This window comes from Amycolatopsis eburnea (assembly GCF_003937945.1).
In the GTDB taxonomy this organism is placed as follows: domain Bacteria; phylum Actinomycetota; class Actinomycetes; order Mycobacteriales; family Pseudonocardiaceae; genus Amycolatopsis; species Amycolatopsis eburnea.
The window spans coordinates 21635-47908 of record NZ_RSEC01000008.1 but is presented as its reverse complement, the minus strand read 5'-3'; the positions used below and the strand labels follow the sequence as shown (position 1 = coordinate 47908).

General features: G+C 72.4%; 29 protein-coding genes and 2 pseudogenes. 17 read left to right on the top strand and 14 right to left on the bottom strand.

The genetic code is table 11. The features are described 5' to 3' along the window. Positions 1–10 precede the first annotated feature (10 nt). A complete protein-coding gene (locus EIY87_RS01265) occupies positions 11–565 on the top strand; it encodes a CGNR zinc finger domain-containing protein (RefSeq protein ID WP_191983902.1) in 555 nt (184 codons plus the stop codon). A 63-nt stretch (positions 566–628) separates the two neighbouring features. Here the strand turns inward: EIY87_RS01265 and EIY87_RS01260 are convergent, their stop codons facing one another. Genes EIY87_RS01260 through EIY87_RS01250 form a run of 3 tightly spaced genes read right to left on the bottom strand, consistent with a single transcriptional unit; the run spans position 629 to position 3455 of the window. Then, on the bottom strand, positions 629–1537 hold the full coding sequence (locus EIY87_RS01260) for an oxygenase MpaB family protein (RefSeq protein WP_125305791.1): 909 nt from the start codon (positions 1535–1537) through the stop codon (positions 629–631). Next, entirely contained in the window at positions 1537–2112 is a 576-nt protein-coding gene (locus tag EIY87_RS01255) for a TetR/AcrR family transcriptional regulator (RefSeq protein WP_125305790.1), read from the bottom strand. The genes EIY87_RS01260 and EIY87_RS01255 overlap by 1 nt, the downstream gene beginning before the upstream one ends. Next, complete coding sequence (locus EIY87_RS01250; protein WP_125305789.1) at positions 2079–3455, bottom strand: amidase; 1377 nt, start codon at positions 3453–3455, stop codon at positions 2079–2081. The genes EIY87_RS01255 and EIY87_RS01250 overlap by 34 nt, the downstream gene beginning before the upstream one ends. A gap of 86 nt (positions 3456–3541) precedes the next feature. On the opposite strand from EIY87_RS01250, the gene EIY87_RS01245 reads away from it, so the two are divergent. Beyond that, positions 3542–4570, top strand: coding sequence for a D-cysteine desulfhydrase family protein (locus EIY87_RS01245; RefSeq protein ID WP_125305788.1), 1029 nt, complete (start codon positions 3542–3544; stop codon positions 4568–4570). A gap of 81 nt (positions 4571–4651) precedes the next feature. Here EIY87_RS01245 and EIY87_RS01240 read toward each other — a convergent pair. Both EIY87_RS01240 and EIY87_RS01235 read right to left on the bottom strand, forming a co-directional pair. Next, positions 4652–5215 (bottom strand): annotated as a pseudogene (locus tag EIY87_RS01240) (DUF998 domain-containing protein); the annotation flags it as partial. 36 nt (positions 5216–5251) lie between these two features. Next, entirely contained in the window at positions 5252–6037 is a 786-nt protein-coding gene (locus EIY87_RS01235; RefSeq protein ID WP_125305787.1) for a protein phosphatase 2C domain-containing protein, read from the bottom strand. 90 nt (positions 6038–6127) lie between these two features. Here EIY87_RS01235 and EIY87_RS01230 point away from each other — a divergent pair, with 90 nt between their 5' ends. Both EIY87_RS01230 and EIY87_RS01225 read left to right on the top strand, forming a co-directional pair. Beyond that, positions 6128–6337, top strand: coding sequence for a sigma factor-like helix-turn-helix DNA-binding protein (locus EIY87_RS01230; protein WP_014154112.1), 210 nt, complete (start codon positions 6128–6130; stop codon positions 6335–6337). Next, complete coding sequence (locus EIY87_RS01225; protein WP_125305786.1) at positions 6337–6864, top strand: Clp protease N-terminal domain-containing protein; 528 nt, start codon at positions 6337–6339, stop codon at positions 6862–6864. The genes EIY87_RS01230 and EIY87_RS01225 overlap by 1 nt, the downstream gene beginning before the upstream one ends. Here the strand turns inward: EIY87_RS01225 and yczE are convergent. Further along, complete coding sequence (gene yczE, locus EIY87_RS01220; protein WP_125305785.1) at positions 6861–7487, bottom strand: membrane protein YczE; 627 nt, start codon at positions 7485–7487, stop codon at positions 6861–6863. The two genes, EIY87_RS01225 and yczE, sit on opposite strands and share 4 nt — an antisense overlap. A 61-nt stretch (positions 7488–7548) precedes the next feature. Here yczE and yczR point away from each other — a divergent pair, with 61 nt between their 5' ends. Next, positions 7549–8994 (top strand): MocR-like transcription factor YczR, encoded by a 1446-nt coding sequence (gene yczR / locus EIY87_RS01215; RefSeq protein ID WP_191983901.1) that lies wholly within the window; start codon positions 7549–7551, stop codon positions 8992–8994. Positions 8995–9475: 481 nt separating this feature from the next. Here the strand turns inward: yczR and EIY87_RS01210 are convergent, their stop codons facing one another. Then, entirely contained in the window at positions 9476–10954 is a 1479-nt protein-coding gene (locus tag EIY87_RS01210) for a hypothetical protein (RefSeq protein ID WP_225439633.1), read from the bottom strand. 449 nt (positions 10955–11403) lie between these two features. Then, entirely contained in the window at positions 11404–12570 is a 1167-nt protein-coding gene (locus EIY87_RS01205; protein ID WP_125305783.1) for a pyridoxal phosphate-dependent aminotransferase, read from the bottom strand. Between the two features lie 29 nt (positions 12571–12599). Between EIY87_RS01205 and EIY87_RS01200 the strand changes: the two genes are divergently transcribed. After that, complete coding sequence (locus tag EIY87_RS01200; protein WP_125305782.1) at positions 12600–13898, top strand: DUF445 domain-containing protein; 1299 nt, start codon at positions 12600–12602, stop codon at positions 13896–13898. A gap of 300 nt (positions 13899–14198) precedes the next feature. Here the strand turns inward: EIY87_RS01200 and EIY87_RS01195 are convergent, their stop codons facing one another. Next, positions 14199–14663 (bottom strand): CGNR zinc finger domain-containing protein, encoded by a 465-nt coding sequence (locus tag EIY87_RS01195; RefSeq protein WP_125305781.1) that lies wholly within the window; start codon positions 14661–14663, stop codon positions 14199–14201. An 84-nt stretch (positions 14664–14747) separates the two neighbouring features. Between EIY87_RS01195 and EIY87_RS01190 the strand changes: the two genes are divergently transcribed. The 3 genes and pseudogenes from EIY87_RS01190 to EIY87_RS01180 all read left to right on the top strand — a co-directional run. Then, positions 14748–15116: a VOC family protein gene (locus tag EIY87_RS01190; protein ID WP_125305780.1), complete on the top strand. Its 369-nt coding sequence runs from the start codon at positions 14748–14750 to the stop codon at positions 15114–15116. A gap of 36 nt (positions 15117–15152) precedes the next feature. Continuing rightward, positions 15153–15509: a TFIIB-type zinc ribbon-containing protein gene (locus EIY87_RS01185; protein ID WP_225439632.1), complete on the top strand. Its 357-nt coding sequence runs from the start codon at positions 15153–15155 to the stop codon at positions 15507–15509. Between the two features lies 1 nt (position 15510). Further along, positions 15511–16119 (top strand): annotated as a pseudogene (locus EIY87_RS01180) (AAA family ATPase); the annotation flags it as partial. On the opposite strand, the gene EIY87_RS01175 reads toward EIY87_RS01180, so the two are convergent. Next, on the bottom strand, positions 16119–17267 hold the full coding sequence (locus tag EIY87_RS01175) for a methyltransferase domain-containing protein (protein WP_125305778.1): 1149 nt from the start codon (positions 17265–17267) through the stop codon (positions 16119–16121). The pseudogene EIY87_RS01180 and the gene EIY87_RS01175 overlap by 1 nt on opposite strands. 147 nt (positions 17268–17414) lie before the next feature. On the opposite strand from EIY87_RS01175, the gene EIY87_RS01170 reads away from it, so the two are divergent. The 7 genes from EIY87_RS01170 to EIY87_RS01140 all read left to right on the top strand — a co-directional run bounded on the left by EIY87_RS01170 (position 17415) and on the right by EIY87_RS01140 (position 22427). Beyond that, positions 17415–17840, top strand: coding sequence for a helix-turn-helix domain-containing protein (locus EIY87_RS01170; RefSeq protein ID WP_125305994.1), 426 nt, complete (start codon positions 17415–17417; stop codon positions 17838–17840). Next, entirely contained in the window at positions 17837–18514 is a 678-nt protein-coding gene (locus EIY87_RS01165) for a hypothetical protein (RefSeq protein WP_125305776.1), read from the top strand. Before EIY87_RS01170 ends, EIY87_RS01165 begins: the two co-directional genes overlap by 4 nt. 84 nt (positions 18515–18598) lie before the next feature. Next, the gene (locus EIY87_RS01160; protein ID WP_086859002.1) at positions 18599–18892 is read left to right on the top strand and encodes a DUF2516 family protein; all 294 of its coding nucleotides are present in this window, start codon (positions 18599–18601) and stop codon (positions 18890–18892) included. Between the two features lie 13 nt (positions 18893–18905). Next, positions 18906–19448: a YbaK/EbsC family protein gene (locus EIY87_RS01155; protein ID WP_125305774.1), complete on the top strand. Its 543-nt coding sequence runs from the start codon at positions 18906–18908 to the stop codon at positions 19446–19448. Continuing rightward, the gene (locus EIY87_RS01150) at positions 19445–20452 is read left to right on the top strand and encodes an ornithine cyclodeaminase family protein (RefSeq protein ID WP_125305772.1); all 1008 of its coding nucleotides are present in this window, start codon (positions 19445–19447) and stop codon (positions 20450–20452) included. Before EIY87_RS01155 ends, EIY87_RS01150 begins: the two co-directional genes overlap by 4 nt. After that, the gene (locus tag EIY87_RS01145; RefSeq protein WP_125305771.1) at positions 20449–21870 is read left to right on the top strand and encodes an aromatic amino acid lyase; all 1422 of its coding nucleotides are present in this window, start codon (positions 20449–20451) and stop codon (positions 21868–21870) included. The genes EIY87_RS01150 and EIY87_RS01145 overlap by 4 nt, the downstream gene beginning before the upstream one ends. 29 nt (positions 21871–21899) lie before the next feature. Continuing rightward, a complete protein-coding gene (locus EIY87_RS01140) occupies positions 21900–22427 on the top strand; it encodes a cadmium resistance transporter (RefSeq protein WP_404800009.1) in 528 nt (175 codons plus the stop codon). On the opposite strand, the gene EIY87_RS01135 is transcribed toward EIY87_RS01140, so the two are convergent. Beyond that, positions 22424–23131 (bottom strand): ABC transporter permease, encoded by a 708-nt coding sequence (locus EIY87_RS01135; RefSeq protein ID WP_125305767.1) that lies wholly within the window; start codon positions 23129–23131, stop codon positions 22424–22426. The two genes, EIY87_RS01140 and EIY87_RS01135, sit on opposite strands and share 4 nt — an antisense overlap. Continuing rightward, positions 23128–23820, bottom strand: a complete 693-nt coding sequence (locus tag EIY87_RS01130) for an ABC transporter permease (protein ID WP_125305765.1) — start codon at positions 23818–23820, stop codon at positions 23128–23130. The genes EIY87_RS01135 and EIY87_RS01130 overlap by 4 nt, the downstream gene beginning before the upstream one ends. Before the next feature lie 138 nt (positions 23821–23958). Between EIY87_RS01130 and EIY87_RS01125 the strand changes: the two genes are divergently transcribed. Next, positions 23959–24882, top strand: a complete 924-nt coding sequence (locus EIY87_RS01125; protein WP_125305764.1) for an ABC transporter substrate-binding protein — start codon at positions 23959–23961, stop codon at positions 24880–24882. On the opposite strand, the gene EIY87_RS01120 is transcribed toward EIY87_RS01125, so the two are convergent. Then, on the bottom strand, positions 24879–25655 hold the full coding sequence (locus EIY87_RS01120; RefSeq protein ID WP_125305762.1) for a class I SAM-dependent methyltransferase: 777 nt from the start codon (positions 25653–25655) through the stop codon (positions 24879–24881). The two genes, EIY87_RS01125 and EIY87_RS01120, sit on opposite strands and share 4 nt — an antisense overlap. 28 nt (positions 25656–25683) lie before the next feature. Then, entirely contained in the window at positions 25684–26175 is a 492-nt protein-coding gene (locus EIY87_RS01115; RefSeq protein ID WP_125305761.1) for a MarR family transcriptional regulator, read from the bottom strand. Positions 26176–26274: the final 99 nt, after the last annotated feature.

Below are 26274 nucleotides of genomic sequence, written 5' to 3'. Positions count from 1 at the left end.
AATCGGCGGCATGGAATGGGTCTTCGACGGCGGACGGCCGTGCCTCGACCTCGTCAACACGCTGCGCAGCAGGCACTCGACGGGGGTGGAGCTGCTGACCGGGCCCGACGCGCTGGCGGAGTGGCTGTCCCTGGCAGGTTTCACGGCCGGGCCGGTCCCGGTGACGGCCGGGAACGTGCTGGCCGCGAAGGCACTGCGGGAGGCGATCGACCGAGTGCTGCTCCCGTCCGGCGTGCCGGCGGAGATGGACGTCGAGCTGGTGAACAACGCGGCGGCTTCGGCGCCTTCGCCGCCGCCGCGCCTGGTCCTGGCGGACGGGGTGCTGCGACGCGAGGTCCCGGCCCCGAAGGACCCGGTGGCCGCGGCGTTCGCGGCACTGGCGGCGGACGCGATCGACCTGGCGGCCGGCGACGCGTCGGTCCGGGAGTGCGCGGCGGACGACTGCGGCCTGCGGTTCTGCGACGCCTCACCGCGGCGGAACCGCCAGTGGTGCTCGATGTCCCGCTGCGGGAACCGCGCCAAGGCCCGCGCCCACTACGCCCGGGTCAGCGCCCGCGAGGCCTGAGACGCAACTTTCCCTACGAAAGTGGCGCGCGGGGCGGGGGTTCCCCGCGGTGCCCGGGAGCATTCAAGACCTCGCGGGCCCGTCCGGCGGCACTCGGGGCGGGGTGGCGCCGGGGCCGTTGCCGCCCACCAAGCGCGCGTAGGCCTTCGGGTGGGCGCGGAACCAGACGTTGAGGCGGCCGGTCCAGCGCATGTGCGCCGTCCGCAGGCCGGGCGGGAGCGGGGTCGACACCGCGCGCACCACCCGTGCGAAGCGGTCGAAGCGGCGTTGGTCGCGGGCACTCCACGGCAGGCCCAGGCGATCGCGAAGAGCGGGCGGCAGCGTGGCCCGGATCAGGAACAGCTGCCCCCGCGCCTGCGCCCGCCGCAGCGGGAGCCACCAGCGGTCCGGCAGCCAGTCGACGGGCTTGCGCACCGTCTCGATCGTCTCGAAGAGCTGGTCGATCGTCGGGTTGCCCGCGAACCCCGCCACCATTTCGTCGTAGTAGCGCGAGAAAGCCGCCCAGTCCGGCGGCAGGTCGCGCTCCCGCACGCCGAGGATCCGGCCGATGCCGCACAGCTGCGCGTAGTACTCGTCAAGCTCCGATGTGGACAGTGGACGGCCGAAGAACCGTTGCGCGTCAACGGGAGCCATCACCAGCGTCGCGTGCACCCAGGCGTACGCCGAGGGATCCAACGCGCTGTACCGGCGTCCGTCCGGAAGGGACCCCACGAAAGCCTGGTGCACGGAGCGCAGCCGCGCGGCCTCCACCCGTGCGCCGGAAACCCCGCCGTACACGTAGATCGACAGCGACGCCCCCGTCCGCATCAGCCGCGTCCACGGGTCCGACGTGTAGTCCGAGTGGTCGCGCACCCCCGCCGCGACGACCGGGTGCGCCACCTGCAGCACCAGCACCTGACCCGCCAGGAGCGCGTCGCGGAAGTCGCCGAAGTACTTCCACGCCGCCGTGCCGCGGACGATCGGGGGTGCCATCAAGCGCCGCGGAGCAGCATCATCAGGGGTTCGGCCACCGGGGTGTCCGTCTCGCCCGTCGCCAGGCGGCGCAGCTGGAGCCCGGCGATCAGCGCCACCACCGGCCCGGCCAGCCGGCGCGGATCCGGCACGCCCAGCGCCTCCAGGATCGTCACGGCCAGTTCGTCGTACGCCGCGAAGCACCGCGAAGAAGCTTCGTGCAGCCCGGGATCGCGGGCGGACTGGAGGTACAGCTCGTGCGCGCCCAGCTCGTCGGCGCCGAACGGCAGCTGCGCGATCACGTGCTCGACCACCGACGCCGCCTGCTCGACGCTCAGCCCGGCCGCGCGGTAGCCGTCGACGATCGCGCCGAGCTTCGCCGTCTCCTCCTCGACGAACAGCAGCATCGCCTCACGCAGCAACGCGGTCTGGCTCGGGAAGTGGTAGGTGAGGGTGCCGAGCGAGACGCCCGCGGCGGCCACGATCCGGCGGTTCGTCAGCCCGCCGACCCCGTGCTCGCCGACGACCGTCAGCGCGCCGCGCAGGATGGCTTCCCGGGTGCTTACCAGCTTGTCTCGGGATGCCGCTCCGGCCACCGTTCGACCTCTTCCAGTTGCGCGGCGAGGGAGATCAGCCGCTCCTCGGCGTGCGACGGGCCGAGCAGCTGCGCGCCCAGCGGCAGCCCGTCGGCCGTCTGCCCGGCCGGCACGTTGACCCCCGGCCAGCCCAGCACGTTCCACGGCCAAGCGTACGGGCAGGCGGCGATCATGGCCTGGTCGGTCTCCCAGCCGGACAGCCCGTCGAACGTCCCGATCGGCGGCGGCGGGGTCGCGGTGGTCGGCGTCAGCAGCACGTCGACGCGGCCGAACACCGAGCCGATCCGGCGGTGCAGCCCCGGCTCGAGCGCGCGGGCGAGCCGCAGCGCGGGCCCGGCCAGCAGCCGGCCGTGCCCGGCGTTGCTGCGCGTGCGCGGGTCGAGCCCGGCGCGGTCGGGCACGCGCAACGTCCAGTCGCGGACGCCGGTGAGCGACCGGGGGAGGAACGTCAGGCCGATGAGCCCGTAGTCCGGCTCGACCTCGACGATCTCGTGCCCCAGCCCGGCGAGCGACTCGGCGAGCCGGCGCACGGAAGCTTCGACGACCGGGTCGAGCCGGGTCTTGGTGGCGGTGAACGGGATCCGTGTCGACAGCCCGATCCGCAGCCTGCCGGGTTCGCGGGCCGCCGCGGTCCGGAAGGTGGTGCCGGTCGCGGCGACGACGTCGAGCAGCAGGGCGGCGTCCTCGACGGTCCGGGCGAGCGGGCCGAGCACGGTCAGGCCGTGGAACAGCTCGCCGCCGGTCGGGATCCGGCCGCGCTGGGTCTTGATGCCGACCAGCCCGGTCCACGCGGCCGGGATGCGCACCGACCCGGCGCCGTCGGAACCGAGCGCGGCCGCGATGACCCCCGACGCCACCGCGGCCGCGCTCCCGCCTGAAGAACCCCCTGGGGTGTGCCCGGTGTGCCACGGGTTGCGCGTCGCGCCGAAGGCCGGGCCCTCGGTGAACGGCCACTGGCCCAGCTCGGGGGTGTTGGTCTTGCCGATGATGACGGCGCCGGCTTCGCGCAGCAGCGCGACGGCGGGCGCGTCGCTGGTGGCGCACGGGAAGTCGCCGGCGCAGCCGAACGACGTGGGCAGGCCGGTGAGGTCGACGTCGTCCTTGATCGCGACCGGCACGCCGAGCAGCGGTGCGCGGTCGCCGGCCTTCAGGCGCCGGTCCGCCTCGGCGGCCTCGGCGTGCGCTTCGGCGTCGCGCAGGTGCCGGAAGGCGTTGAGCGTCGGCTGGCTGGCGTGTGCGCGCCCGAGCGCGGTCGCGGTCAGCTCGGCGGCGGTGACTTCCCCCGCGGCGAGCCGCGCGGCCTGCTCGGCGAGGCCGGGGAATTCCAGGCTCGTGGCGGTCATGGCACCTCCCGGACACTCTCGTTCGTTCGAACGAACGTTACCGGATACCGCCGGTCTTCGGCCAGTCATCCGCCAGACTGGGACCCATGACCTTCGACTTCGCCGGCTTCCCCGACGCCGCACTGGCCGCGATCCCCCGTGCCGACCTCGGCGGCTGGCCGACCCCGCTGCAGGCGGCGCCCCGCCTCGGCGAGGCCCTCGGCCTGCGGAACCTCTGGCTCAAGCGCGACGACGTCCACCCGCTCGGCGCCGGCGGCAACAAGCTCCGCAAGCTCGAATACCACCTCGGCGCCGCTCGCGAAGCGGGCGCGGACACCGTCATCACCTTCGGCGCGCTGCAGACCAACCACGGCCGCCAGACCGCCGCCGCGTGCGCGAAGCTCGGCCTGCGCTGCGAACTCGTCCTCACCGCGAAGGTCCCGCGCGACGGCGACGCCTACGAACGCGGCGGCAACATCCCGCTCGACAAGCTCTTCGGCGCGACCGTCCACGTCTGCGCGGACGGCGACGAGACCGGCCGCGTCTACGACGGCCTGGTCGCCGAAGCCGCCGCCGAGGGCCGCACGGTCTTCACCGTCCCGGTCGGCGGCTCGAACGACCTCGGCGCGCTCGGCTACGTCCGGGCCACGTACGAACTCGCGAAGCAGCTGGAAGAACGCGGTGTCGAGCGCGCACACCTCGTCGTCCCGCACGCCAGCGGCGGCACCGCGGCCGGCGTCGTCCTGGCCACCGCGCTCCTGGGAAATCTCGGTGTCGGCGTCGCCTGCGTCAGCCACCCGCTCGACGAGGCCACCGAGAACCTGCGCGAACTCACCGCGGGCGCGGCCAAGCTGCTCGGCGTCGAACCGCCGTCACTCGGCCACGCCCGGCTGGGCGATTCCACGCTCGGCCCCGGCTACGGCATCCCGACCGACGCCGTCTGGCACGCGCTACGGCTGTTCGGCCGCACCGAGGGCGTCGTGCTCGATCCGGTCTACACCGGCAAGGTGGCCGCCGCGCTGGTCGAATGGGCGGGCCACTTCGCCTCGGACGACCACGTGGTGTTCCTGCACACCGGCGGCATGCCCGGCCTGTACGGCTACGCGCCCGAATTCGCGGCGGCCGTCGAAGGCTGATTCGAGCCGGGTCGCCAGCCGCAGCAGCGTCAGCAGCAGGGCGACGTCGGCGAGCAGCAGCAGCCGCTGCGTGACACCGATCGGGACGACGTCGGAGACCACGCCGAACGGCTCGACGCCGGCCTCGCTCAGCCGCACGAAGAGGAAGCTCAGCGCGAAGAGCGCGAACGCCGCGGCGGTCACCCGGATCGCCCGGACCAGCGCGACGCGTTCCGGGTGGCCCTTCAACGGTTCCAGCAGCGAGATCGCCGCGCCGGGCAGGCTGCAGAACGCGACCAGGCACGCGTACAGGTGGATCTCGCCGCTCACCGGGTCCGGCGCTTCGGGGTAGCTGGCCGGGAAGATCGCGGCCGCGGCCATCCCCAGCGCCCACAATGCGAGCAGCAGCCGGGTCGTCCGCGACAGCGGAACCCCGGCGACCTGCAGTGCGCCGAGCACCGCGAGCGACCCGATGGCCAGCGACAGCACGCTCGCGCCGAGCATGCCCTCACCCCGGTCGGTCACCGTGTAGCTCGAGAGCGTGTCGTACACCGGGTCGTGCGAGCTGATGATGTGCAGCACCACGGCGGTGAAGAGCCCCCACCCGATCGCGCCCAGCGCGACGAGCCGCCACGGTCTCGTGCGCTTCCCCTGTTCCGTCCCCATGCCGTCCAGGTTCTCGGAGAACGGTACCGGGCGTGATCAGGGAAGACCCTGAATTCCCCCGGAGGTGAAGTCGACCAGGACGAGCGCCTGGTCGTCGTGGCGTTTCGGGCGCGGCCAGCGGTCGCCGTCCGGATCCTGCTTCTCGGCGGTCCGCACGGCGTCGAGGACGGCGTCCGGCCCGTCCGTGCGGGCGATCGCGAGGACTTCGGGCCAGCCGAACAGCTCGTACTGGTCGACGCCGATGGACACGCCGTCACTGGCGAGCAGCACGGCTTCGACGTCCGCCCGCGGCCAGCTCCGGCGCACGGCGTGCGCGGCGGCCCCCGGCTCGGCTTCGGCGACCCAGAACCCGTCGTGGGCGTTGCGGCGGCGGCGCACGTCGGCGCCGGTCTGGAGCAGGCCGCGCCGCCGCAGCCGGGCGAGCCGGTCGTCGGAGACGACGTCGACGCCGAACCCGCCGAACCCGGCCACCGGGCTGTCGGCGAGCACGAGCGCGTCGACCCGGTCGTCGAGCCACCGCACGGCCGCGACGGTGCTGGACGGCGACTGCCGCGGCAGCAGCTGGTTTTCCGTGCTGACCTCGCCGATCGCGCGGGTCAGCGCTTCGGCCAGATCGGCTTCGGGCGCGGCGCGGAGGCCGTCACCGAGGTGCCGCGCGAGGCGCTCGGCGTACCAGCCGCCGGGTGGTTGCGAGGGGTCCGACGAAGTGGCGCCGTCGAGGACCAGCACGGCGTTGTCCAGCACGACGACGTGGTCCTCGGTGGGGCGTGGGTGGCCGTCGGCGCCCACCCCGGCCCGCTCGGCGATCGCGATCTCGGGCATCTCCCGACTGTACGTCGGTCCTCGGCGGGCTTCGCGATGAGCGCGTCAACTTCGGTTGACAGGTGCCGGATGTCAACGTAGGTTGACAGCATGACGGAAGCGACGGATTTGGCCGCCCGGGCCGGTGATCGCGATCCCCGGGTGGGGTTGCGCGCGGTCGCCGCGCTCCGGCGGCTGCTGGAACAGCTGGAGGCCGTGCAGGTCCGCAGTGCGCGGGTGCAGGGCTGGTCGTGGCAGGAAATCGCCGCCGAGCTGGGGGTCAGCCGGCAGGCCGTGCACAAGAAGTACGGGAGGCACTGATGTTCGAACGGTTCACGGCGGACGCCCGCCAGGCGGTGGTCGAAGCGCAGATCGTGGCGCGCCAGTCCGGTTCGGTGGAGATCGGGCCCGCGCACCTGCTCGCCGGGCTGGTCAAGGGCGGTGTCCCGCTGCTCGCCGAGCTGGGGGTCGCCACCGACGACATCGCCGAGGAGCTGGCGCGGACCCGGCGCCGCGGCGGGGTCAGCGACGCCGACGCCGAGGCGCTCACCGAGTTCGGCATCGACGTCGAGCAGATCGTCGAGCGCGTCGAGCAGACCCACGGCGAAGGGGCGCTGGCCGGCCGGCTGGGCCCGGCCAAGCGCGGGCACATCCCCTTCACCGCGCAGTCGAAGAAGACGCTCGAGCTGAGCCTCGAGGAAGCCGTCCGGCTGGGCGACAAGCACCTGGGGCAGGAGCACATCCTGCTCGCGCTGGCCCAGCAGCGCGGCACCGACGACGTCCTCGCCCGGCGCGGCGCCGACTACGCGACGCTGCGCCGGGTCGTCCAGCAGCGCAAAGCCGGTTAGGCGGCGCGCTCGCGCCACACGACGTACGGCAGCAGCGCCTGGGTCAGCGGGCCGATCGCGAGCGCGTAGAGCACGGTGCCGACGCCGACCGTCCCGCCGAGGAAGAAGCCCACCACGACCACGGTGACCTCGATGCCGGTGCGCACCAGCCGGACCGACCAGCCGGTGCGGGCCGCGAGGCCGGTCATCAGGCCGTCACGGGGTCCCGGGCCGAGCCGGGCGCCGACGTAGGTCGCGGTCGCGACGCCGTTCAGCGCGATGCCGCCGGCCAGGAGCGCGATCTGCCAGGCCAGGTCGTGCTGGTCGGGCACCACCGCGCGGACGGCGTCGACCATCACCGAGATGACGACGACGTTCGCGATGGTCCCGATGCCGGGCCGCTGCCGCAGCGGGATCCACAGCAGGAGCACGACCACCGAGATCAGGCCGGTCACCGTGCCGAACGACAGACCGGTGTGCTTCAGGACGCCTTCGGCCAGCACGCTCCACGGCTCGAGGCCGAGGCCGGCCCGGGTGACGAGGGCGACGCTGGTGCCGTAGAGGGCGAGGCCCGCGAGCAGCTGCACACTGCGGCGGGTGGGGTCACGGGTAATCCGGACGGGCCGGAGGTCGATCTGAGCCACACCCGCACTATCCGCCGCAAGTGGCCTTGTAAACCATAGCCAATTCCAGGATATTGGCCTTATGGAAGCCGCAGTCCCACTGGGTGGACGCATCTCCGGGCCTCGATTGGCCGTCATGCTGGGCTCCTGGCGGCAGGGTTCCCGGCAGGGCGCGGCCGACCTGGCCGCGGCCATCGAGCTGCAGGTGCTCGACGGCCAGCTCCCGCTCGGCACCCGGCTGCCGGCCGAACGGGAGCTGGCCGACGCGCTCGGCGCCAGCCGGACGCTGATCGGCGCGGCGCTGGACCGGTTGCGGGAGAACGGGTTCGTCGCGAGCCGCCGGGGCGCCGGGTCGTGGGTGGCCGCGCCCGGACGGCGGCGCCGCGGCCCGCTCGCGCCGGCCGGTGGCGGCTCGATCGACTTCACCCACGCGTCCTCGCCGGCGATCGCGGGCACGGCCGCGGCGGTCGACACGGCCCGCGTCCGGCTCGCCGACCACCTCGGCGACCACGGCTACCAGGAGCGCGGGCTGCTCGGCCTGCGCGAGCGGATCGCCCGCCGCTACACCGAACGCGGGCTGCCGACGACCCCCGCGCAGGTCATGGTCACCAACGGTGCGCACCACGCGTTCGTGCTGGTCCTGCGCATGCTCGCCGGGCCCGGCGACCGGGTGCTGGTCGAGCAGCCGACGTACCCGAACGCCCTGGAGGCGATCCGCGCCGCGCACGCGATCCCGGTGCCGGTCGCGCTCGACCCCAGCGGGGAGCGCGGCTGGGACATCGCCGGTGTCGACGCGGCGCTGCGGCAGGCGTCGCCGCGGTTCGCCTACCTCGTCGTCGACTTCCAGAACCCGACCGGCCTGCGCCTGGACACCGGCGGCCGCGAACGGCTCGGCGCGGTGCTGAGCCGCGCGCGGACGCCGGTCGTCGTGGACGAGACGCTCGTCGAGCTGGACCTCGAAGGCGACCCGCTGGCCGGGCCGCCGCCGCTGGCCGCGTTCGCCGGCGACCTGGCGATCTGCGTGGGGTCGGCGTCGAAAACGCACTGGGGCGGGCTGCGGCTCGGCTGGATCCGCGCGTCGGAGGACCTGCTCGGCAGGCTGGTTTCCGCGCGCTACGCGGTCGACCTGGGCTCACCGGTGTTCGAGCAGCTGGTGCTGACCGAGCTGCTCGATGACGAGAGCGCGCTGACCCGCCGCCGCGAGGAGCTGCGCGGCTACCGCGACGCGCTGGCCGGCGCGGTGCGCGAGCACCTCCCGGACTGGACGTTCGCGCTGCCGGAGGGTGGCTTGTCGCTGTGGTGCCGGATGCCGGAACCGGTGAGCTCGCGCCTCGCGGTCGCGGCGGCGAGCCACGGCGTCCAGGTGGCGCCCGGTTCGCGCTTCGGTGTCCACGGTGGCCTGGAGCGCTGGATCCGGCTGCCGTTTTCCCTGCCGCCGGAAACGATGGAGCAGGCCGTCCGCCGCCTGCGCACCGCCGAAGCGTCGGTGCGCGGCACGCCGGAATCGCTGGCCGCGCCGATCGCCTGAAACGACGAACCGGTGCGCTGGATGCGAGCCTGCTCCCAGGGATGGGCGGCGTTCGGGTGCATCCAGCGCACCGGTCCGGCGGTTTCACACCCCCGCTCGCGGACGTGACCCCGCTCGCGGGTAACCGCTGGCTTCCCGGCACAGCCCCTCGACGTGCCGGGAAGCCCGCGGCTCAGACGTGCTCTCGGTACTGCGAGTCCTCGCTCGGCGCGGTGAGCAAGGGCTCCCGGAGCGCGTCCGGTGTGGGTCCCGGCGCCGCGGGGGCAGCGCGGCGCCGGGACCGGGATCCGACCCGGCCGGGCGCGGTCGGCCGGTCGGAAAGACTGTGGTTTCGCATGGTGGTGCGCCCCTGGGGTACGAGAACGTGAAAGACTCACGGATTGCGTACTGGAGCTGGGGATTCGTCACGCATCAACGGCGTGGACGTGCGTCGAGTTGATCTTGGTTTGGACGCAGGTGTCCCCGGCTGCCCGGCGCGGGGTCAGTCGGGGGAGGTGGTGGGCAGGGCGGCTTCCCTGCCCGCGCCGTCGACGTCGTGGTCGCGGCTGGCGCCGATGAGCTTCAGCTGGGTGGTGGTGACGTCGTCGGTGTGGACGGCGAAGGCGTGGCGCGCCCCACCGGGACCGTCGTGGCCGGGGGTGGCGGTGGGAGCCGGCGCGCTCGGGGCGGTGGTGCCGCCGGGCAGGCCGGGCGCGGTGTCGCCGCCACCGTCACGGGCGTGCACGCCGGAATCGCGCGGCAGCTCCTGCTTGGCCTGCTGCGGCACCTCGTGCCGCACGACGACGGAGTGCGTGGCGCCGCGGGAGGTGCTCTGCGGAGCGGCCTCGACGGGCGCGGTCACGACGGCGGCCGCCGGGGTTTCGGCGGGCACCGTCGCGACGAGGGTGGTGGCCGCCGGCGCGGTGACGGTCACGCCGCCGGAGTTCGAGCCGCCGGTGAAGATCGGGCCGAGGACGTCGTCGAGCGGCAGCAGGACGGGCGCGTCGGGGTTGCTCGCGGGCGGCTGGGTGAGCGGGGCGAGGACGGTGTGGGAGAGCGTGTCCGTGACGACGCCGACCGTGCTCGTGACCGTGGTGAGGGCGCCGCCGACCACGTTGAGGACGCCGCCGACCAGGCCGCCGAGGAGGCCGGTCTGGGGTTGGGTCTCGGTGCTCGCGTTGAGGACGTTGCCGACCAAGCCGCCGAGGAGGCCGCTCTGGGTGTCCGCCGCGGGCTGCTCGGCGGCGGTGGTGTCTCGGGACGGCGGGGTCTTCGCGGCGGGCGCGGTCTCGGCCGGCTTCGTCCCGGTGGCCGTGGTGTCGGCGGCGGCGCTGTCGACCGGAGTGGTCTCGGTCGGCGTGGATTCGGTGGCGGTGGTCTGGCTTGCCGTGGTGCCGCTCGGCGTGGTCTCGGCCGGATTGGTCTCGCCTGCCACGGTCTCGCTCGGCGTGGTGTCGGCGGCGGTGCTGTTGGCCGGCTGTGTGTCGCCTGCAGTGGTGTCGCTTGGCGCGGCTTCGCCTGCCGTGGTGTTGGTGGCTGTGGTCCCGCTCGGCGTGGTGTCCGCGGCGGCGCTGTCGGCGGCAGTGGTCCCGGCCGGAGCGGTGTCCGCGGCGGTGCTGTTGGCCGGCTGTGTCTCGCCTGCCGTGGTGTCGGTGGTCGTGGTCCCGGCCGGATCGGCCGCCGTTTCGCCCGGCTGCTGCGCGCAGGCGCCGGTTTCCCGGTGGCTCTTGCGGTGGTGCTTGCCGTGCAGGAAGGGCTTGCCGGGGTGGTCCACAGTGGAGGCCACGGGCGCCTGCGGGCAGGCCGCCTGCTCGACCGCGCCGGCGGTGCTCCCGGAAAGGGCCGCGGTGAGCAGCCACCCGGCCAGCGTCAGGCCGCCGGCGACGAGGATCTTGGCGGCGGGCCGCTGCAGCGCGCCCGCCCACGGGCGTGGCGCCCGCCCGCGCGCGCGAAGGTGGCCCGCGAGGGGTTCCCGCCGCATCGGCGTGGCAACGGTTTGCCGGGGTTCCTCACCCGCTGTGAACGCGGGCCGGCTCGGGGCGCTGCGGCGCGAATTCGCCGTGCTGCTCACCGCCACCACCACCGTCCGCGCCTGAAGTCTGTTCTCGCTGGGGTCTTTCTCCGGCCAGGTCGCAGTTCCCCCGGGGCTGCACTCTTTCTAGCACCGCTCGGGAGTCTTTCATCTCTCCCGCGTTCGATCCAGCCCGTAAGGCGGAACGGCCCTACCGGGCAAGGGCTCTGCGGCCGACAAGTTGATCACTCTCAGTGCCGTTCGGGTGTTCTCGTGCGGCCATTCGGAGGAGTGCCGCAATTTGCCCGCCCGGGCGCTGACCTGATGTTTCCCGGAATGCGTTCGCCTTCGGTATCACTTCGGAAACGGTGCGTGCCCGAGCCACGCTCCTTCCGCGATGTGGGACACACCTCGAGTCGTCAGACCAGTTTGCGCAATCGGGTGATGGCTTCGTCGATGACTTCGTTGCGCTTGCAGAACGCGAAGCGAAGGAGGTGTTTCCACTCTTCCGGGTGATCGGTGAACACCTTCACGGGGACGGCGGCGACGCCCACGCGGCCCGGCAGTTCCCACGCGAGGTCGGCGGCGTCGGTGAAGCCCAGCGGCCGGACGTCGACGCACACGAAGTACGTGCCCGCCGTCGGGCGGACCGCGAACCCGGCGTCCGCGAGGCCCGCCGAGAGCCGGTCGCGCTTCTCCGCCAGCGAGTCGCGCAGACCGTCGACCCAGGGGAGCTCGTGGTCGAGCGCGTGCGCCACCGCCGGCTGCAGCGGGCCGCCGGAGACGAACGTGATGAACTGCTTCGCCGCCTTCACCGCCGCGACCAGTTCCGGCGTCGAACAGACCCAGCCGATCTTCCAGCCGGTGCAGTTGAACGTCTTCCCGGCGCTGGAGATGCTCACCGTCCGCGGCCGCATGCCGGGCAGCGTGACCAGGGGGATGTGCTCGGCGTCGTCGAACACCAGGTGCTCGTAGACCTCGTCGCAGATCGCGATCAGGTCGTGCTCGACGCACAGCGCCGCCAGCGCTTCCAGCTCGGCGCGGGTGAACACCGTGCCGGTCGGGTTGTGCGGCGAGTTCACCAGTACCGCCCTGGTCCGCGGCGTGACGGCGGCGCGCAGCCCGTCGACGTCGAGGCCGAAGCGGCCGTCCTCGCCCTCGACCAGTCCGACGACCCGGCGCTCGGCGCCCGCCATCGCGACCGCGGCGGCGTAGGAGTCGTAGTACGGCTCGATGACGATGACCTCGTCGCCGGGCTCGGTCAGCGCGAGCAGCGTCGCCGTGATGGCTTCGGTCGCGCCCGCGGTGACCAGGATCTCGGTGTCCGGGTCGTACTCGGTGCCGTAGCGCAGCCGGTGCCGCGCGATCGCCGCCCGCAGCTCGGGCCGTCCGGGGCCGGGCGGGTACTGGTTGGCGCCGCCGAACAGCGCGTTCTTGGCGGCGTCGAGCATGCCGGCGGGGCCGTCGGTGTCCGGGAAGCCCTGGCCGAGGTTGACGGCGTCGTGCTTGACGGCCAGCGCGGTCATCTCGGCGAAGATGGTCGAGGTGAACGGCCGGAGGCGGGGGACGAGAGCAGGTTCGCGCACGATCAGCCATCCTCACGGACAATGGCGATGTGGAGCAACTGACCCCCGCCAAGGTGACGCCCGCCGACCCGCCCGGCGGCGCAGCCGGTGAAGCGGAAAAGCGTCGCGCGCTGCGCAAGATGAAGCTGGTCGCGCTGTCGTTCCTGCTCGGCGCCACGCTCGTGTTCCTGCTGACCAGCTGGGCGCAGTCCGCGGGCTGGCCGGCCTGGGTCGGCTACGTGCGCGCGGCCGCCGAAGCGGGCATGGTCGGCGCGCTGGCCGACTGGTTCGCCGTCACGGCGCTGTTCCGGCACCCGCTCGGGCTGAAGATCCCGCACACGGCGATCATCCCGAACAAGAAGGACGCGCTCGGCACCAGCCTCGGCGACTTCGTCGGCTCGAACTTCCTGTCCGAGGAGGTCGTGCGCGACAAGCTCAAGCGCGTCGAGATCGCGCGGCGGCTCGGCGGGTGGCTGGCCCAGGAGGAGAACGCCGAGCGCGTGACGTCAGAGCTGGCCACGATGGTCCGCGCCGCCGTGAAGGTGCTCCGCGACGACGACATCCAGGCGATCATGGAGCAGGCGGTCGCGCGGCGGATCATCGACAAGCCGTGGGGCCCGCCGCTGGGCAAGATCCTCCAGGGCGTCTTCGCCGACGGCGCGCACCACAAGCTCGTGGACCTGATGTGCGACCGCGCGTACGAGTGGGTCCGCGACAACCACACGACGATGCTGCGCGTGGTCTCGGACCGGGCGCCGAGCTGGTCGCCGAAGTTCGTCGACGAGATGCTCGCGGACAAGGTCTACGGCGAGGTGCTGTCGTTCGCGTGGGCGGTGAAGACCGACGTGAACCACCCGATGCGGCTGGCGCTGGACAAGTTCCTCGGCGAGTTCGCCCAGGACCTGCAGACCAACCCCGAGGTGATGGCGCGCGCCGAGCAGGTCAAGGGCCAGATCGTGCACCACGAGGAGGTCCAGCGCCTGATCGGCTCGGCGTGGAGCACGGCGAAGGAGATGCTCCTGACGGCGGCCGAGGACCCGTCGAGCGAGCTGCGCCGCCGCGTCCGGCTGGGCCTGATGTCGCTGGGTTCGCGGCTGGTTTCGGACGACCAGCTGCGGTCGAAGGCCGACGGCTGGGTCGAGGGCGCCGCGGCGTACCTGGTGAAGAACTACTCGCGCGAGATCACGACGATCATCACCGACACGGTCGAGCGCTGGGACGCCGAGGAGACGTCGCGCAAGATCGAGCTCCAGGTGGGCCGCGACCTGCAGTTCATCCGGATCAACGGCACGGTGGTGGGCGCGCTGGCCGGTCTGGTCATCTACGCGGTCGCGGAGCTGCTGTTCTGACGGGTCCGGGCTATACCACACCTGGGGGAGCTTCAGACCAGTTGTCCACAGGAAGCTGAGTTATCCCCCGGGTTATCCACAGGTTTTCACGGTGATGGCCTAATGGCTGTCCACAACGTGTGGGGGTGCGGGTGGCCGGGGCGTGGATATGTGGTGGCGCGCGGGCGAGTTGTCCACAGCCGTTCGTGGGTCCGCCGCTCGGATGAGAGCGCGCCGCAGCGATGTCATAAAAGGGTCGTTCATCTCGCCAGACGCCATGAACGACCCTTTCATGACGTTCCGGGCCAGCGCGGAGCCGTCTCAGCCGGCCGCGGCGGTGCGGGCCCGCCAGCCGCGGGCCTTCTCGCGGTTCCCGCACACCCGCATCGAGCACCACGTGCGCGAGCGGTTGCGGGACTCGTCGTAGAACGCCCACAAGCACGTGTCCGCCGGGCAGATCTTCAGCCGGATCCAGTCGCCGCGCACCACCAGGCGGGCGCAGGCCGCGAACACCGCCCCGACCGCGTCCTCCGCGACCAACGCCGGGCCGTCGTCGGTCAGGGAGATCCGGGTGCCGACGTCGAGGCTGCCGCCGGGGAGGCGGGGGTCGCCGATCGCCGCGCGCAGGGCGTCGCGTGCCGCGCGGGCTTCGGGGGCCGGGTTCGCCCGCAGTGCGTGCCCGGCTGCCCACTCGCGCCACTGCCCGGGATCTTCGAGCAGGTCAGTGCCCTCTTCGACGTTGACCGTGTTGAGGAACTCCACCACGAGGGAGGCGTCGGTGTGCACGTACCGAGTGTACGGCGGCCGGTGGTTGCCCCCGCGTCGGATAACCCACATAATGCGAACGACGGTTACGGGAAAGGAGTGCGCATGAGTGCGGTACCGACGCTGGGTGTGGTGGCCCTCGACTGCCCCGACCCGGTCGCGCTGGCCGGGTTCTACCGGGCGGTGCTGGAGTGGGACGCGCCCGAAGTCGCCGAAGACGGGCACTGGGTGACGCTGGCGAACCCGCTCGGGGGCGCGGGGATCGCGTTCCAGCGGGTGCCCGACCACCGGCCGCCGTCGTGGCCGTCGGCGGAGAACCCGCAGCAGCTGCACCTCGACCTGAACGTCACCGACCTCGAAGCCGCGCACGAGCGCGTGCTGGGCCTCGGCGCGAAACTGCTGGACGATGCGCCGAAGACGTTCCGCGTCTACGCCGATCCGGCCGGGCACCCGTTCTGCCTCTGCGCGTGCTGAGGGACAGCGGGGCCGAACATGCGTAGGCTCTGATGTGTGATTTGTCCGAAGTGCCAGAACCAGATGCGGACCGTCGACAAGAACGGCATCCACATCGACCAGTGCGACGGCTGCCGCGGGATCTTCCTGGACCGCGGTGAGCTCGAGGCGATCGTCGGTGCGGAGAGCTCGTTCTACGGCCGGCAGCCGCCGCAGTACCAGCCCGGTCCGACGGCGCACTACGGCCGTCCCGACTCGCCGCGCCCGTACCGCGGCGGCTACCCGGACTCGCCCAAGGCGTACCGCGGGGGCTACTCCGACTCGCCGCGGCCGCACCGCGGTTACTCGGACTCGCCGCGCCCGTACGGGCACGGGCACCGCAAGCGCAGCTTCCTCGAGAACCTCTTCGACTGAGGTGGGTCTCGACCTGCGGATCTGCCCGGCGTGCGGCGACCGGGCCGACCGCCCGGTCGTCACCGGCACGACGCTGGAGTGCGCGCGCTGCGGGCACGAGTGGCCGTTCCTGAAGCTGCCGCTGTTCGCGCTGACCGGTCCGAGCGGCGCGGGAAAGTCGACGCTCGGGCCGCTGCTGGCGGCCCGCTTCGGCGGCGACGTCGTCGTGCTGGAGCAGGACGTCCTCTGGACGGGCGCCCTGCGCGACGACGTCCCGGCGTTCCGCGCGGCCTGGCTCCGGATGGCGGCGATGCTGCACCAGAACGGCCGTCCGGTCGTGCTCTGCGGCACCGTCGCGCCCCCGGAGTTCGAGCCGCTGCCGGAGCGCGCCTTCTTCAGCGACATCCACTACCTGGCGTTGGTTGGCTCGCCTTCGTCGCTGCGTGCCCGGCTGCGGGCGCGCCCGGCTTGGCGGGAGTGGGACGAGCCGCGGATCGAGGAGATGCTGGAGTTCACCGCCTGGCTGTGCGAGTCGGCGGAGGAGCTGGGGGTCGAACTCCTCGACACCACGGAGGTCACGGCGGAGGCGGCGGCCGACCACGTCGAGACGTGGATCCGCGCGCGGCTGCCTCAGCCGAGCGGCCAGGTGCGGCCGCCGGGTTCGTCGAGCCAGAACTCCTGGCGGGCCTCGGTCACCGTGACGCCGAAGCGGTCGCGGTCCGGCTTGTCGAGCTCGCACCAGTCGACGTAGGCCGCCTCGGCGATTTCCCAGAGCGCGCGCGGGCCGCCCTGGGCGACCTCGTCCGCGCCCGCGCGCTTGCGGTGGCGGACCCACGAGCCGTCCGGGTGGACCAGCGCCACGCCCGGGGCTTCCTCGTCGCCGCCGTCGCGGACCGGCCGGACACCGGGCAGGGCGAGGCCGGCGAAGAACTCGAACTGCCTGCGGGGCTGCAGGACCGCCGACATCGGCAGGCGCGTCTGCTCCCAGTCCCCGCGCGCGGGCATCGGCAGCCGGTCGGCGTGCGGCAGCCGGTGCGCGCGCAGCGGCATGAACCGGCCGTCGCGCGCCAGGACGCGGCCGCGGGCCGAGCCGTCGGCGCCCGCCACGAGCCGGACCAGCCCGGCGCCGATCGGCCGGTTCAGCGTCGTCACGACCAGGCCGCCCGGTTTCGTCTGCGCCAGCCACGGCAGCGGGATCGAGGACACCGACGCCGTGCACAGCACGCGGTCGAAGAGCACGCCGGCCGGGAAGCCGAGCGCGCCGTCGCCCACCTCGCACGCCGGGTGGTAGCCCGCCGCGGCCAGGTGCCGCCGCGCGTCCGCGACGATCACCGGGTCGATGTCCACTGTGGACACCTGGCCGGCGCCGCAGCGGTGGCTCAGCAGCGCCGCGTTGTAGCCGGTGCCGGTGCCGATCTCGAGCACGCGGTCGCCGTCGCGCACCCGCAGCTCCTCCAGCATGATCGCCATGATCGACGGCATGCTCGACGAGCTCGTCGGCGTGCCGGCCACCGGTCCGTCGCGGCGGGCGCGGTCCCAGCGGTCCGGGTCGTCGTCGAGCTGCGTGACCAGGACGTCGCGCGAGTAGACGGTCTCCAGCCAGCCCGGATCGGTGTGGTCGACCGCCGCCCACAGGCCGCCCGCGGGCGCGAAGAAGCGGGGCAGGAAGACGTGGCGGGGCACCGCGCGGAAGGCGGCGATCCACTCCGGGGCGTGCAGGACGTCCTCGTCGAGCAGGTGCTCGACGAGGCGCCGCCGCAGCCGGGCCGAGCGCGTCATGCCCTCACGGTAGCGGTGAGCGTCACACCCGATGGTTGCAAGCAGAGTGCTTGCAATAGCTAGCACTCGCGCGTACCGTCGAAGGTGTCGCGAGGAGGTGACCGGATGGCAGAAACCGGTGGGACCCAGCCCGGATCCGGCAGTCCCATGGAGAAGGTCGCGGACATCGCTTCCGACATCGGCGAGTACATCCGCCAGCAGCGCAACACCGCGAAGATCTCGTTGCGCCAGCTGTCGAAGCTCGCCGGCGTGTCCAACCCGTACCTGAGCCAGATCGAGCGCGGGGTCCGCAAGCCCAGCGCGGAGATCCTGCAGCAGATCGCCAAGGGCCTGCGCATTTCGGCGGAAGCGCTGTACGTGCAGGCCGGGATCCTCGATCTGCCGACGGGCGGTCCGGTGGGCGACGCGATTCGCGCCGACGCCGAGCTGACCGAACGGCAGAAGCAGGTCCTGCTCGACGTCTACGAGTCCTTCCGCCGGGAGAACGCCGCGGCACGGCCGGCCGCCGAGTCCGCTCCCACCCCAGACACCCCAGACACCGCTCCAGCCGCAGACACCAAGGAGTCAGCATGACCACGCCCAAGACCGAAGACGTCAAGAAGGCCGTCACCACCGCCCTCGACCAGGTCCGCACCCCGCTGCTCGCCGCGCTCGGCGCCGGCAACCTGGCCACGCACGCCGTCACCGACGCCGTCGCGAAGGCCAAGGAGAACGTGACCAAGGGCAGCGAGACCGCCCGCAAGAACCTGCAGGAGCTGCCGACCGACGTCGAGAGCCTCCGCGAGAAGCTGGACCCGGCCGAGCTGCGCAAGGTCATCGACGAGTACACCGAGGCCGCGCTCAAGCTGTACAACAAGCTGGCCGAGTCGGGCGAGCAGGCGTGGGACAAGTTCGCCGCGCAGCCGCAGGTCAAGAAGGCCATCGAGCAGCTCGAGGAGGCCGTGGCCACCGCGCAGGGCCAGGTCGAGGGCGTCACCAGCGAGGTCCGCGAGCGCGTCGACGGCGTGCTGGGCACCTTCACCAAGCGCACCCGCTCGGTGGGCGAGAAGACCGCCCGCAAGGTGACCGAGGTCGCCGGCGACGCCGCCGACGCCATCGAGGAGCTGGGTGACGACGTCGCCCACGAGACCCGTTCCGCGAGCCGCAAGGTCGCGAACAAGACGGCTCCGAAGACGGCCGCCCCGGCCCGCCGCACCACCACCAGCGCCGCCGCGAAGAAGCCGGCCGCGCCGAAGACCGACAAGTAACCACGCTGTGAACACCCGGCCCCGCCACCGCTCTCCCGGTGGCGGGGCCGGGGTCGTTCGGGCGGTTTGCCGTAAGCTGTGGCTGTGCTAGTCGCCATCTGGATCCTCCAAGTCGTCCACTGGGGCAGCGCGCTGGTCGGGCTCTTCGCCTTCGTGCACGCGCTGCTGCAGCGCGCCGACGCCTATTCCGCGGCCGACCGCAAGACCAAGCCGATCTGGATGCTGATCACGGGCGCCGCGACGCTCGCCATGGCGCTGTTCGACGTGATGGGCCCGGGCATGATCTTCTGGGTGCCCGCGATGGCCGCCGTGCTGGTCTACATCGTGGACGTCCGGCCCAAGCTGATCGAGGTCCAGCGCGGTGGCTCGAGCTGGTAGCTAGGGTGGCGGGGTGACCTGGACCATCGCCGGGAGCCTCACCGTCGTTCCCGCCCCCACGCGTACTGACCTGCTCGCCGAGCCCGTGGCCAAGGCGCTGGCCGCGCTCGCCGACCCGGACGCCGTCGGCGTCACGGAGATCGACCCCTCGCTGGCCGACACCGCCGCCTTCTGCGAGGCCTACGGCTCGCCGCTCGAGGCGTCCGCGAACTGCGTCGTCGTCGCCGGCAAGCGCGCGGGCGAAGTCCGGTTCGCGGCCGCGCTCGTGCTCGCGACGACCCGCGCCGACGTCAACGGCGTGATCAAGCGCCGCCTGGACGTCCGCAAGGCGTCGTTCGCGCCGATGGACGAAGCCGTCGCCCTGACCGGGATGGAGTACGGCGGCATCACGCCCGTCGGCCTGCCCGCCGAGTGGCCGATCCTGCTCGACAAGCGCGTCGCGGACGCGCCCGAGCTCGTCATCGGCAGCGGGATCCGCGGCAGCAAGCTGCTGATCTCCGGTGCCGCGCTGGCCGCGCTGCCCGGCGCCGAGGTCATCGAGGACCTCGCCCGGTGACGTCCGTCTGGCTCCGGTACCTGACCGGTGCCGACATCGATTCGCTCGGCATCACGGACGCCGACATCGTCGGCGCGGTCGAGGACGTGCTCGCCGACCACGGCCGCGGCCAGGTCGTCTTCGAGCCGCGCACGCACCTCGTGCCGGACAACGGCGGCAAGGGCCACTTCAACATCCTTCGCGGCCACCTGTCGGCGAAGCAGGTCAGCGGCGTGAAGGTCGTCGGTGACTTCGTGGGGAACTTCGAGCGGGGCCTCCCTTCCGAAATGGCGTTGATCCTGCTGCTGGACCCGGACACGGGCATGCCGCGGGCCATCGTCGACGGCACGATGATCACCGAGGCCCGCACCGGCGCGATGACCGCCGTCGGCGCGAAGTACCTCGCCCGCCCGGACTCCCGGGTGCTCGGGCACATCGGCGCCCGCGGCACCGCGTGGTGGAACGTCGTCCTCCTCGACTCGTTGTTCGACTTCGCCGAGATCCGCGTGACCAGCAAGCGCCCGGAGTCCCGCGAGGACTTCGGCCGCCGGCTGTCGGAACGGCTCGGCAAGGACGTCCGCGTCTGCGCCACGGCCGAGGAGACCCTGGACGGCGCGGACATCCAGGTCGAGGCCTCCCGGCTGGTCGAACCCGAAGCACTGGTGCGCCGCGAGTTCCTCCGGCCGGGCACCTTCCTGGTGCCCTACGGCACGATCAGCGCGCTGGAGCTCACGCTGCTCGACGACATCGACAAGGTCGTCGTCGACGACTGGCGCGAATCGCGGTCCGGCGACCCGCGGTTCGGCGCCCTGCGCCCGCAGCTCAACGCCGGCCTCCTCACCGCGGACGGGGTCCACGCCGAGATCGGCGACGTCGTGGCCGGGAAGAAGCCGGGCCGCGAGCACGACGCCGAGCGGATCCTGTTCTGGCACCGCGGACTGTCCACAACGGACGTCGCGGTGGCGGACATGATCCTGGCCCGTGCCGAGGCTTCCGGCGTCGGCACCATGCTGCCGTACCGATGATCGTCACCGACAGCGGTTTCGCCGACGGTGAACGGTTGGTTCTGGACAAACCGCTGGTAGAAGAGCTGCGACGGCGCCGGGAAGCGGTCTTGACGGCGCTCGGCACGGGAGCGCCGGTCTACGGCGTCACCACCGGCATGGGCCGCCTGGTGGGGGTCGCGCTGGACGCGCGGCAGCAAGCCGAGCACCAGCGGAACCTGCTGATCGGCCGCGCGGTCGGCGGTCCGCCGTGGCTGCCGCCCGCGGACGTGCGCGCGCTGCTCGTGGCGCGGCTGCGGGATTTCCTGCAGCCGTGGTCGGGTGTGAGCGTGGAACTGGTGCAGTTCCTGGTGGACCGGCTCAACGACGGGTTCACGCCCGCGGTGCCGCGGTCCGGGCTCGGCAGCTCCGGCGAGATCATCCCGCTGGCGCACGCGTTCCAGACGTTCCTCGGCCTCGGCACGGTGCTCGAGGACGGCGTCGAGGTCCCGGCCGCGGCCGCGCTCGCCGCGCGGGGTGCCGAGCCGTACGTGCTGGGACCGAAGGAAGGTGCTTCGCTGCTTCAGGGTTCGCCGCTGGCGGTGGTGCACGCGCAACGCGGCTGGGCCGACGCGCGGCAGCTCATCCGCCTGCAGACGCTCACCGAAGCGATGGCGATCGACGTCCTGGGCGCCCCGCGCGAGGTGTTTTCCCCGCTCATGGCGGGCGGCGACGAGCACCTGCGGTCCGTGCTGCTTTCCCTGGGCGGGCTGACGGGTGACGGCCCGGTGCGCGCGGGCGTGGTGCAGGCGCCGCTGTCGGTGCGGGTCGCGCCGCGGGCGCTGGCCCACGCTTCGCGCGTCAACGCCGAGCTGGAGTCGGCCTTCCGGCGCTGGGCGACGATGCCGGGCGATTCCCCGTCGTTCGTCGACGGCGAGTTCATCCCGGGAACGGGTTACCACGCGGTGGACCTGGGCTTGCGGATGGACGCGGTGACGGCGGCGCTGGTCCACCTCGGCGAGGTTTCGGTGCAGCGCCAGCACCGGTTGCTGGACGAGCGTTTCAGTGGGTTGCCGGCTCAGTTGACGACGGATCCGGGACCGCGGGCGGGGTTGGTCCCGCTGCACAAGCGGGCGGCGGGGGAGCTGCACGCGCTGCGGCGGTTGGCTTCGCCGGCGACGTTGGGGTCGATGGACACGTCGGCCGGGCAGGAGGACGTCCAGGCGTTCGCTTGGGCGGCGGGGGAGCAGCTGCGGGCGGCGGCTTCGCACCTTTACGCGATCACGGCTTGCGAGCTGGTGACGGCGTCGCAGGCGAGGTGGCTGGCTTCGGAGGGGGTTGCGGAGCTGCGTGAGGCTTACGAGTGGGTGCGGTCGGTGGTTCCGGTGGTGGAGGAGGACCGGTCCCTGGGCGCGGAAGTGCGGCGGCTGATCGAGGAACTACCGGACGCGCTGGGGTGACCATCGAGCTGATCGGGCGCGCGGCCGCGATGTTCGCCGTCACCAACGTCGACGACCTCGTGCTCCTCGCCGTCTTCTTCGGCCAAGCCGCCGGCCGCCGGAACCAGCTGAAGGTCGTCGCCGGGCAGTTCCTCGGGTTCGCCTGGATCCTCGCCGTCGCGGTCGCCGGGGCGCTCGGGGCCGGGCTGCTGCCCGATGTCGCCGTCCGCTGGCTCGGCGTCCTGCCGATTCTGCTCGGCCTGCGGGCCGCTTGGCAGGCCTTCCACCCGGGAGACGACGACGAACCCCAGCCGCGGGCCGGAATTCTCGGGATCGCGCTCGTGTGCTTCGCCAACGGCGGTGACAACGTCGGCGTCTACGTTCCCGCCTTCGCCGCCGGCCACGATCTCGCCGGGTACGTCGTCGTCTTCCTCGCCGGTGTCGCGGTCTGGTGCGTGGCGGGATGGTTCCTCGCGACCCGGCCCGGTGTCGCGCGGGTGCTCGCCCGCTACGGCCACCTCGTGCTGCCCGTGGTGCTCGTCGGGCTCGGGGTGCTGATCCTCACCGGCGCGTTCTAACGGCGGGCGCTCTGCAGCGCGAGACCCCGGGGCGTCGCCACGCGGGTGATCAGCGCGAACGCGCCGTCGCACAGCAGCGCCAGGATCACCGCCGCGAGGCCGCCCGCGAAGATCTGGCCGTAGCCCTGGGCGCCCAGGGCGAAGCCGTCGACGATGTAGCGGCCGAGGCCGCCGCCGTCGTTGACGATCGCGCCGATCGCCACCGTCGCGATCAGCTGGAGGAACGACACCCGCGCGCCCGCCAGGATCACCGGGGAGGCCAGGGGGAGCTCCAGCCGGAGCATGATCTGCCACTCGCGGTGGCCCGTGCCGCGGGCGGCGTCGACCGTCGCCTGCTCCAGGGACACCACGCCCGCGTACGTGTTGGTGAACAGCGGCGGCATCGCCAGCGCCACCAGCGCCAGCAGCAGCGGCCAGAACGTCGTGTCCAGCTCCCAGCGGCTCGCCAGGAACCAGAACAGGATGATCAGCCCGAAGCTCGGGATCGCGCGCCCGATGTTGACCGCGCTGCTCGCCAGGAACGCGCCGCGGCGGTAGTGGGCCAGCCACAGCGCCAGTGGGATCGTCAGCAGCGCCGCGATCGCCAGTGCCAGCAGGGAAAACCTGAGGTGTTCCACCGTCCGGTACGGGACGCCCGCCTTGTCCGTCCAGCTCCAGCGGTTCGGGTCCGCGAGCCACGCGTTCAGCTGGTCGAAGAAGCTCATCGCGCCTTCCGGGTCCAGGGCGCCAGCACCCGCTCGCTCAGCCACAGCAGGAGGTCCACGACCACCGCCAGCACCACCGACAGCACCACGCCGACGATGATCTCCGTCGGGTTCGGCGTCGCCGTCTGGATGCCGTGGCGGATGAAGTAGCCCAGGCCGCCGAGGCCGAGCATCGACGTCACCGTGACCAGGCCGATGGTCGTCACCGCCGCGACGCGCAGGCCGGCGATCACCACCGGCAGCGCGAGCGGCAGCTCGATCTGCCACAGCAGCCTGCCGCGCGTGTACCCCATGCCGATCGCGGCTTCGCGGACTTCGTTCGGCACCTGGTCGACGCCGGTGACGATGTTGCGGACCAGGATCAGCAGCGTGTACGTCGCCAGCGGGATCACCGCCGACACGAACGACAGCCCGAAGAACGGCACCAGCACGGCGAACGCGCCCAGGCTCGGGATGACGTACAACGCGCCCGCCGCGCTCAGGATGAACCCGTACGACCAGCGGAAGCGCAGGGACAGCAGCGCCAGCCCGATCGAGACGACCAGCCCGGCGCCGAGCGCGACGCCGGTCAGCGAGATGTGTTCGACCAGGCGCTGGACGATGTCGTCGGCGTTGCGGTCCACCCACTTCCACTGGAAGATCGGCGGTCCGCTGTCGGCGGCCAGCGGCGTCACCGCGCTCACGTGCACCTGGCGACCTTACCCCGATCGGGCCGTTCGAATTCCGAACGTTGGGAATTCGGGCGATTTTCTCCCACCATGTGGGCGCTTGTCGGTGGGCGGGGCTAATGTCCCCTCGTCTGTTCGAGTGACGAGGGAGTGGGATTCGTGCGCTGGTTCCGGAACGCGTCCGTGGTGGCGGTGGCCGTCGCGGCGACGCTCGGTTTGGCCGCCTGTGGGGGTGGCAGCGACAGCGGTGACAAGCCCGCCGCGCAGAGCAAGGGGGGAGCGCCGATCGTCGTCGCGTCCTTCAACTTCACCGACAGCCAGATCCTCGCCGAGATCTACGCGCAGGCGCTGGCGGCCAAGGGCTACCCGGTGACGAAGAAGCTGAACCTCGGCTCGCGGGAGCTGATCTACCCGTCGCTGAAGTCCGGCGAACTCCAGTTCATCCCGGAGTACCAGGGCGCGGCGATCACCACCGGCTTCGGCAAGGAGGCGGGCAAGACCGCGCAGGAGGAGCACGAGCAGCTGGCCAAGCTGTTCGAGCCCAGCGGTGTCGGCCTGCTGAACTTCGCCCCGGCGGAGGACAAGAACACCTACATCGTCAAGTCGGACCTGGCCAAGGAAAAGGGCATCGCGTCCATCAGCGACCTCAAGAAGCTGGACAAGGTCGTCATGGCGGGGCCGCCGGAGTGCGAGAAGCGCCTGCCGTGCTTCCTCGGCTTCAAGGAGACCTACAAGCTCACGAACGCGACCTTCCAGACCATCCAGGAAGCCGGGCCGCGGGTCGAGCAGCTCAAGTCCGGCGCCGTCACGGTGATCCCGGTCGACTCGGTCAGCCCGCTGACCGGCGACTCGAACTACACGGTGCTCAAGGACGACCTGAACATCGTCCCGACCGAGAACGTCGTGCCGGCGGTGAACAAGAAGGTGCTCGACGAGCGCGGCGCCGACTTCGCGAACGCCGTCAACGCGGTGAGCGCGAAGCTGACCACCGACGTGATGCGTGACCTGAACAAGCGCGTCGACTCCGACGGCGAAAAGGCCGAAGACGTCGCGAAGGACTGGCTGGCGCAGGCCGGTCTCTAAGCGGTACCGCGCACGACCCAGGCGCTCGCCGAGAGCGGGATCGAACCGTCCGGGCCGGTGGGCAGTCGGCTGCGCAGGAGTTCACGGATCTGGTCCCGGCGGGCCTCGGGGAGGGTCGCGAGGTACGCCGGGGCCGGGCCCTGCGCGCCGAGGAACGGCTGCCAGTAGTCGTCGAAGTCCCGGAACACTGTGGGGATCTTGATCTCGCCGACGGACACCGCCGCGAAGCCCGCCTCCGTCCACAAGCGACCGAAAGGTTCCGGGCGGCACAGCGGGAACCGGCGGCCTTCGTGGTTTTCGGCGACCGCCGGGTCCAGTTCGGCCGCGGCGTCCCAGAAGATCCGGATCAGCTCCATGCCCTCGGCGAGGTCCCACAGGTACGCCGCGGCCAGGCCGCCCGGCGCGGTCACCCGGGCGATCTCCGCCGCCGCGCGGGCCGGGTCCGGGACGAAGTTCAGCACCAGCCCCGAAACCACCACGTCGAAGCGGTCGTCCGGGAACGGGAGCGTCTGCGCGTCGGCGATCGAGAACGACGCCCGCGGGTCGGTCACGCTCGCGCGGGCCGTCTTCAGGAAGCCTTCGGATGGGTCGACGCCGGTGACTTCCGCCGGGTCGGCCGCGGCCAGCACTGCCGACGTCAGCGCGCCGGTGCCGCAGCCGACGTCGAGCCAGCGGCGGCTCGCCGGGGCGTCGAGCCGCCGGACGAACGTCTCCGCGATCCGGCGGCTCCAGCGTCCGATGTAGGCCTCGTATGCGTCGCCTGACTGCCACATGCCCCGAGTACAGCACAGAAAGCGCTGGTCAGCCCTTGGCCAGGTCGTCCGTCGCGGTGTGGCCCGCTGACGTCGTGCGCCGCAGGAAGCCGGCGATCAGCGCCAGTTCTTCTTCGCTGTAGCCGGCGCAGAGTTCGTCCATCGCGGTGTTCATGCCCGCGTACAGGCGGAACAGCTCGGCGTTGCGGCCGCGGACCGCGCGCACCGCGACCGAACGGCGGTCGGCCGCCTCCGGGTCGCGCTCGCGGACGATCCAGCCGCCCTTCTGCAGCCGGTCGAGGATGCCGGTCATCGTCGCGGGGTGCAGGCCGGCCCGGCGGGCGACGGCGCTCGGGCTCAGCGGCCCGTGCCGGGCGATCAGCTCCAGGCAGTCCAGGTCGACGTCCTTGAGTGCGAGGTGGGCGCTGACCTGGTGGTTCAGCAGGGAGAGCTGGTTGCGCAGCTCCCGGAGCGCCTCCTTCACCGCGACGGTCGACCGGCGACGGCGGGCACCCGTGTCGCCATCTGATACGGAAGTCATATGATATACTCCTCTTATCATCTGGACTTCAGGTATCAGCCTACCCCGGGGGAAGGGCTCACCGGAGCGACCGGCGGCCCCGGCGCTGCGCGGGGCGTC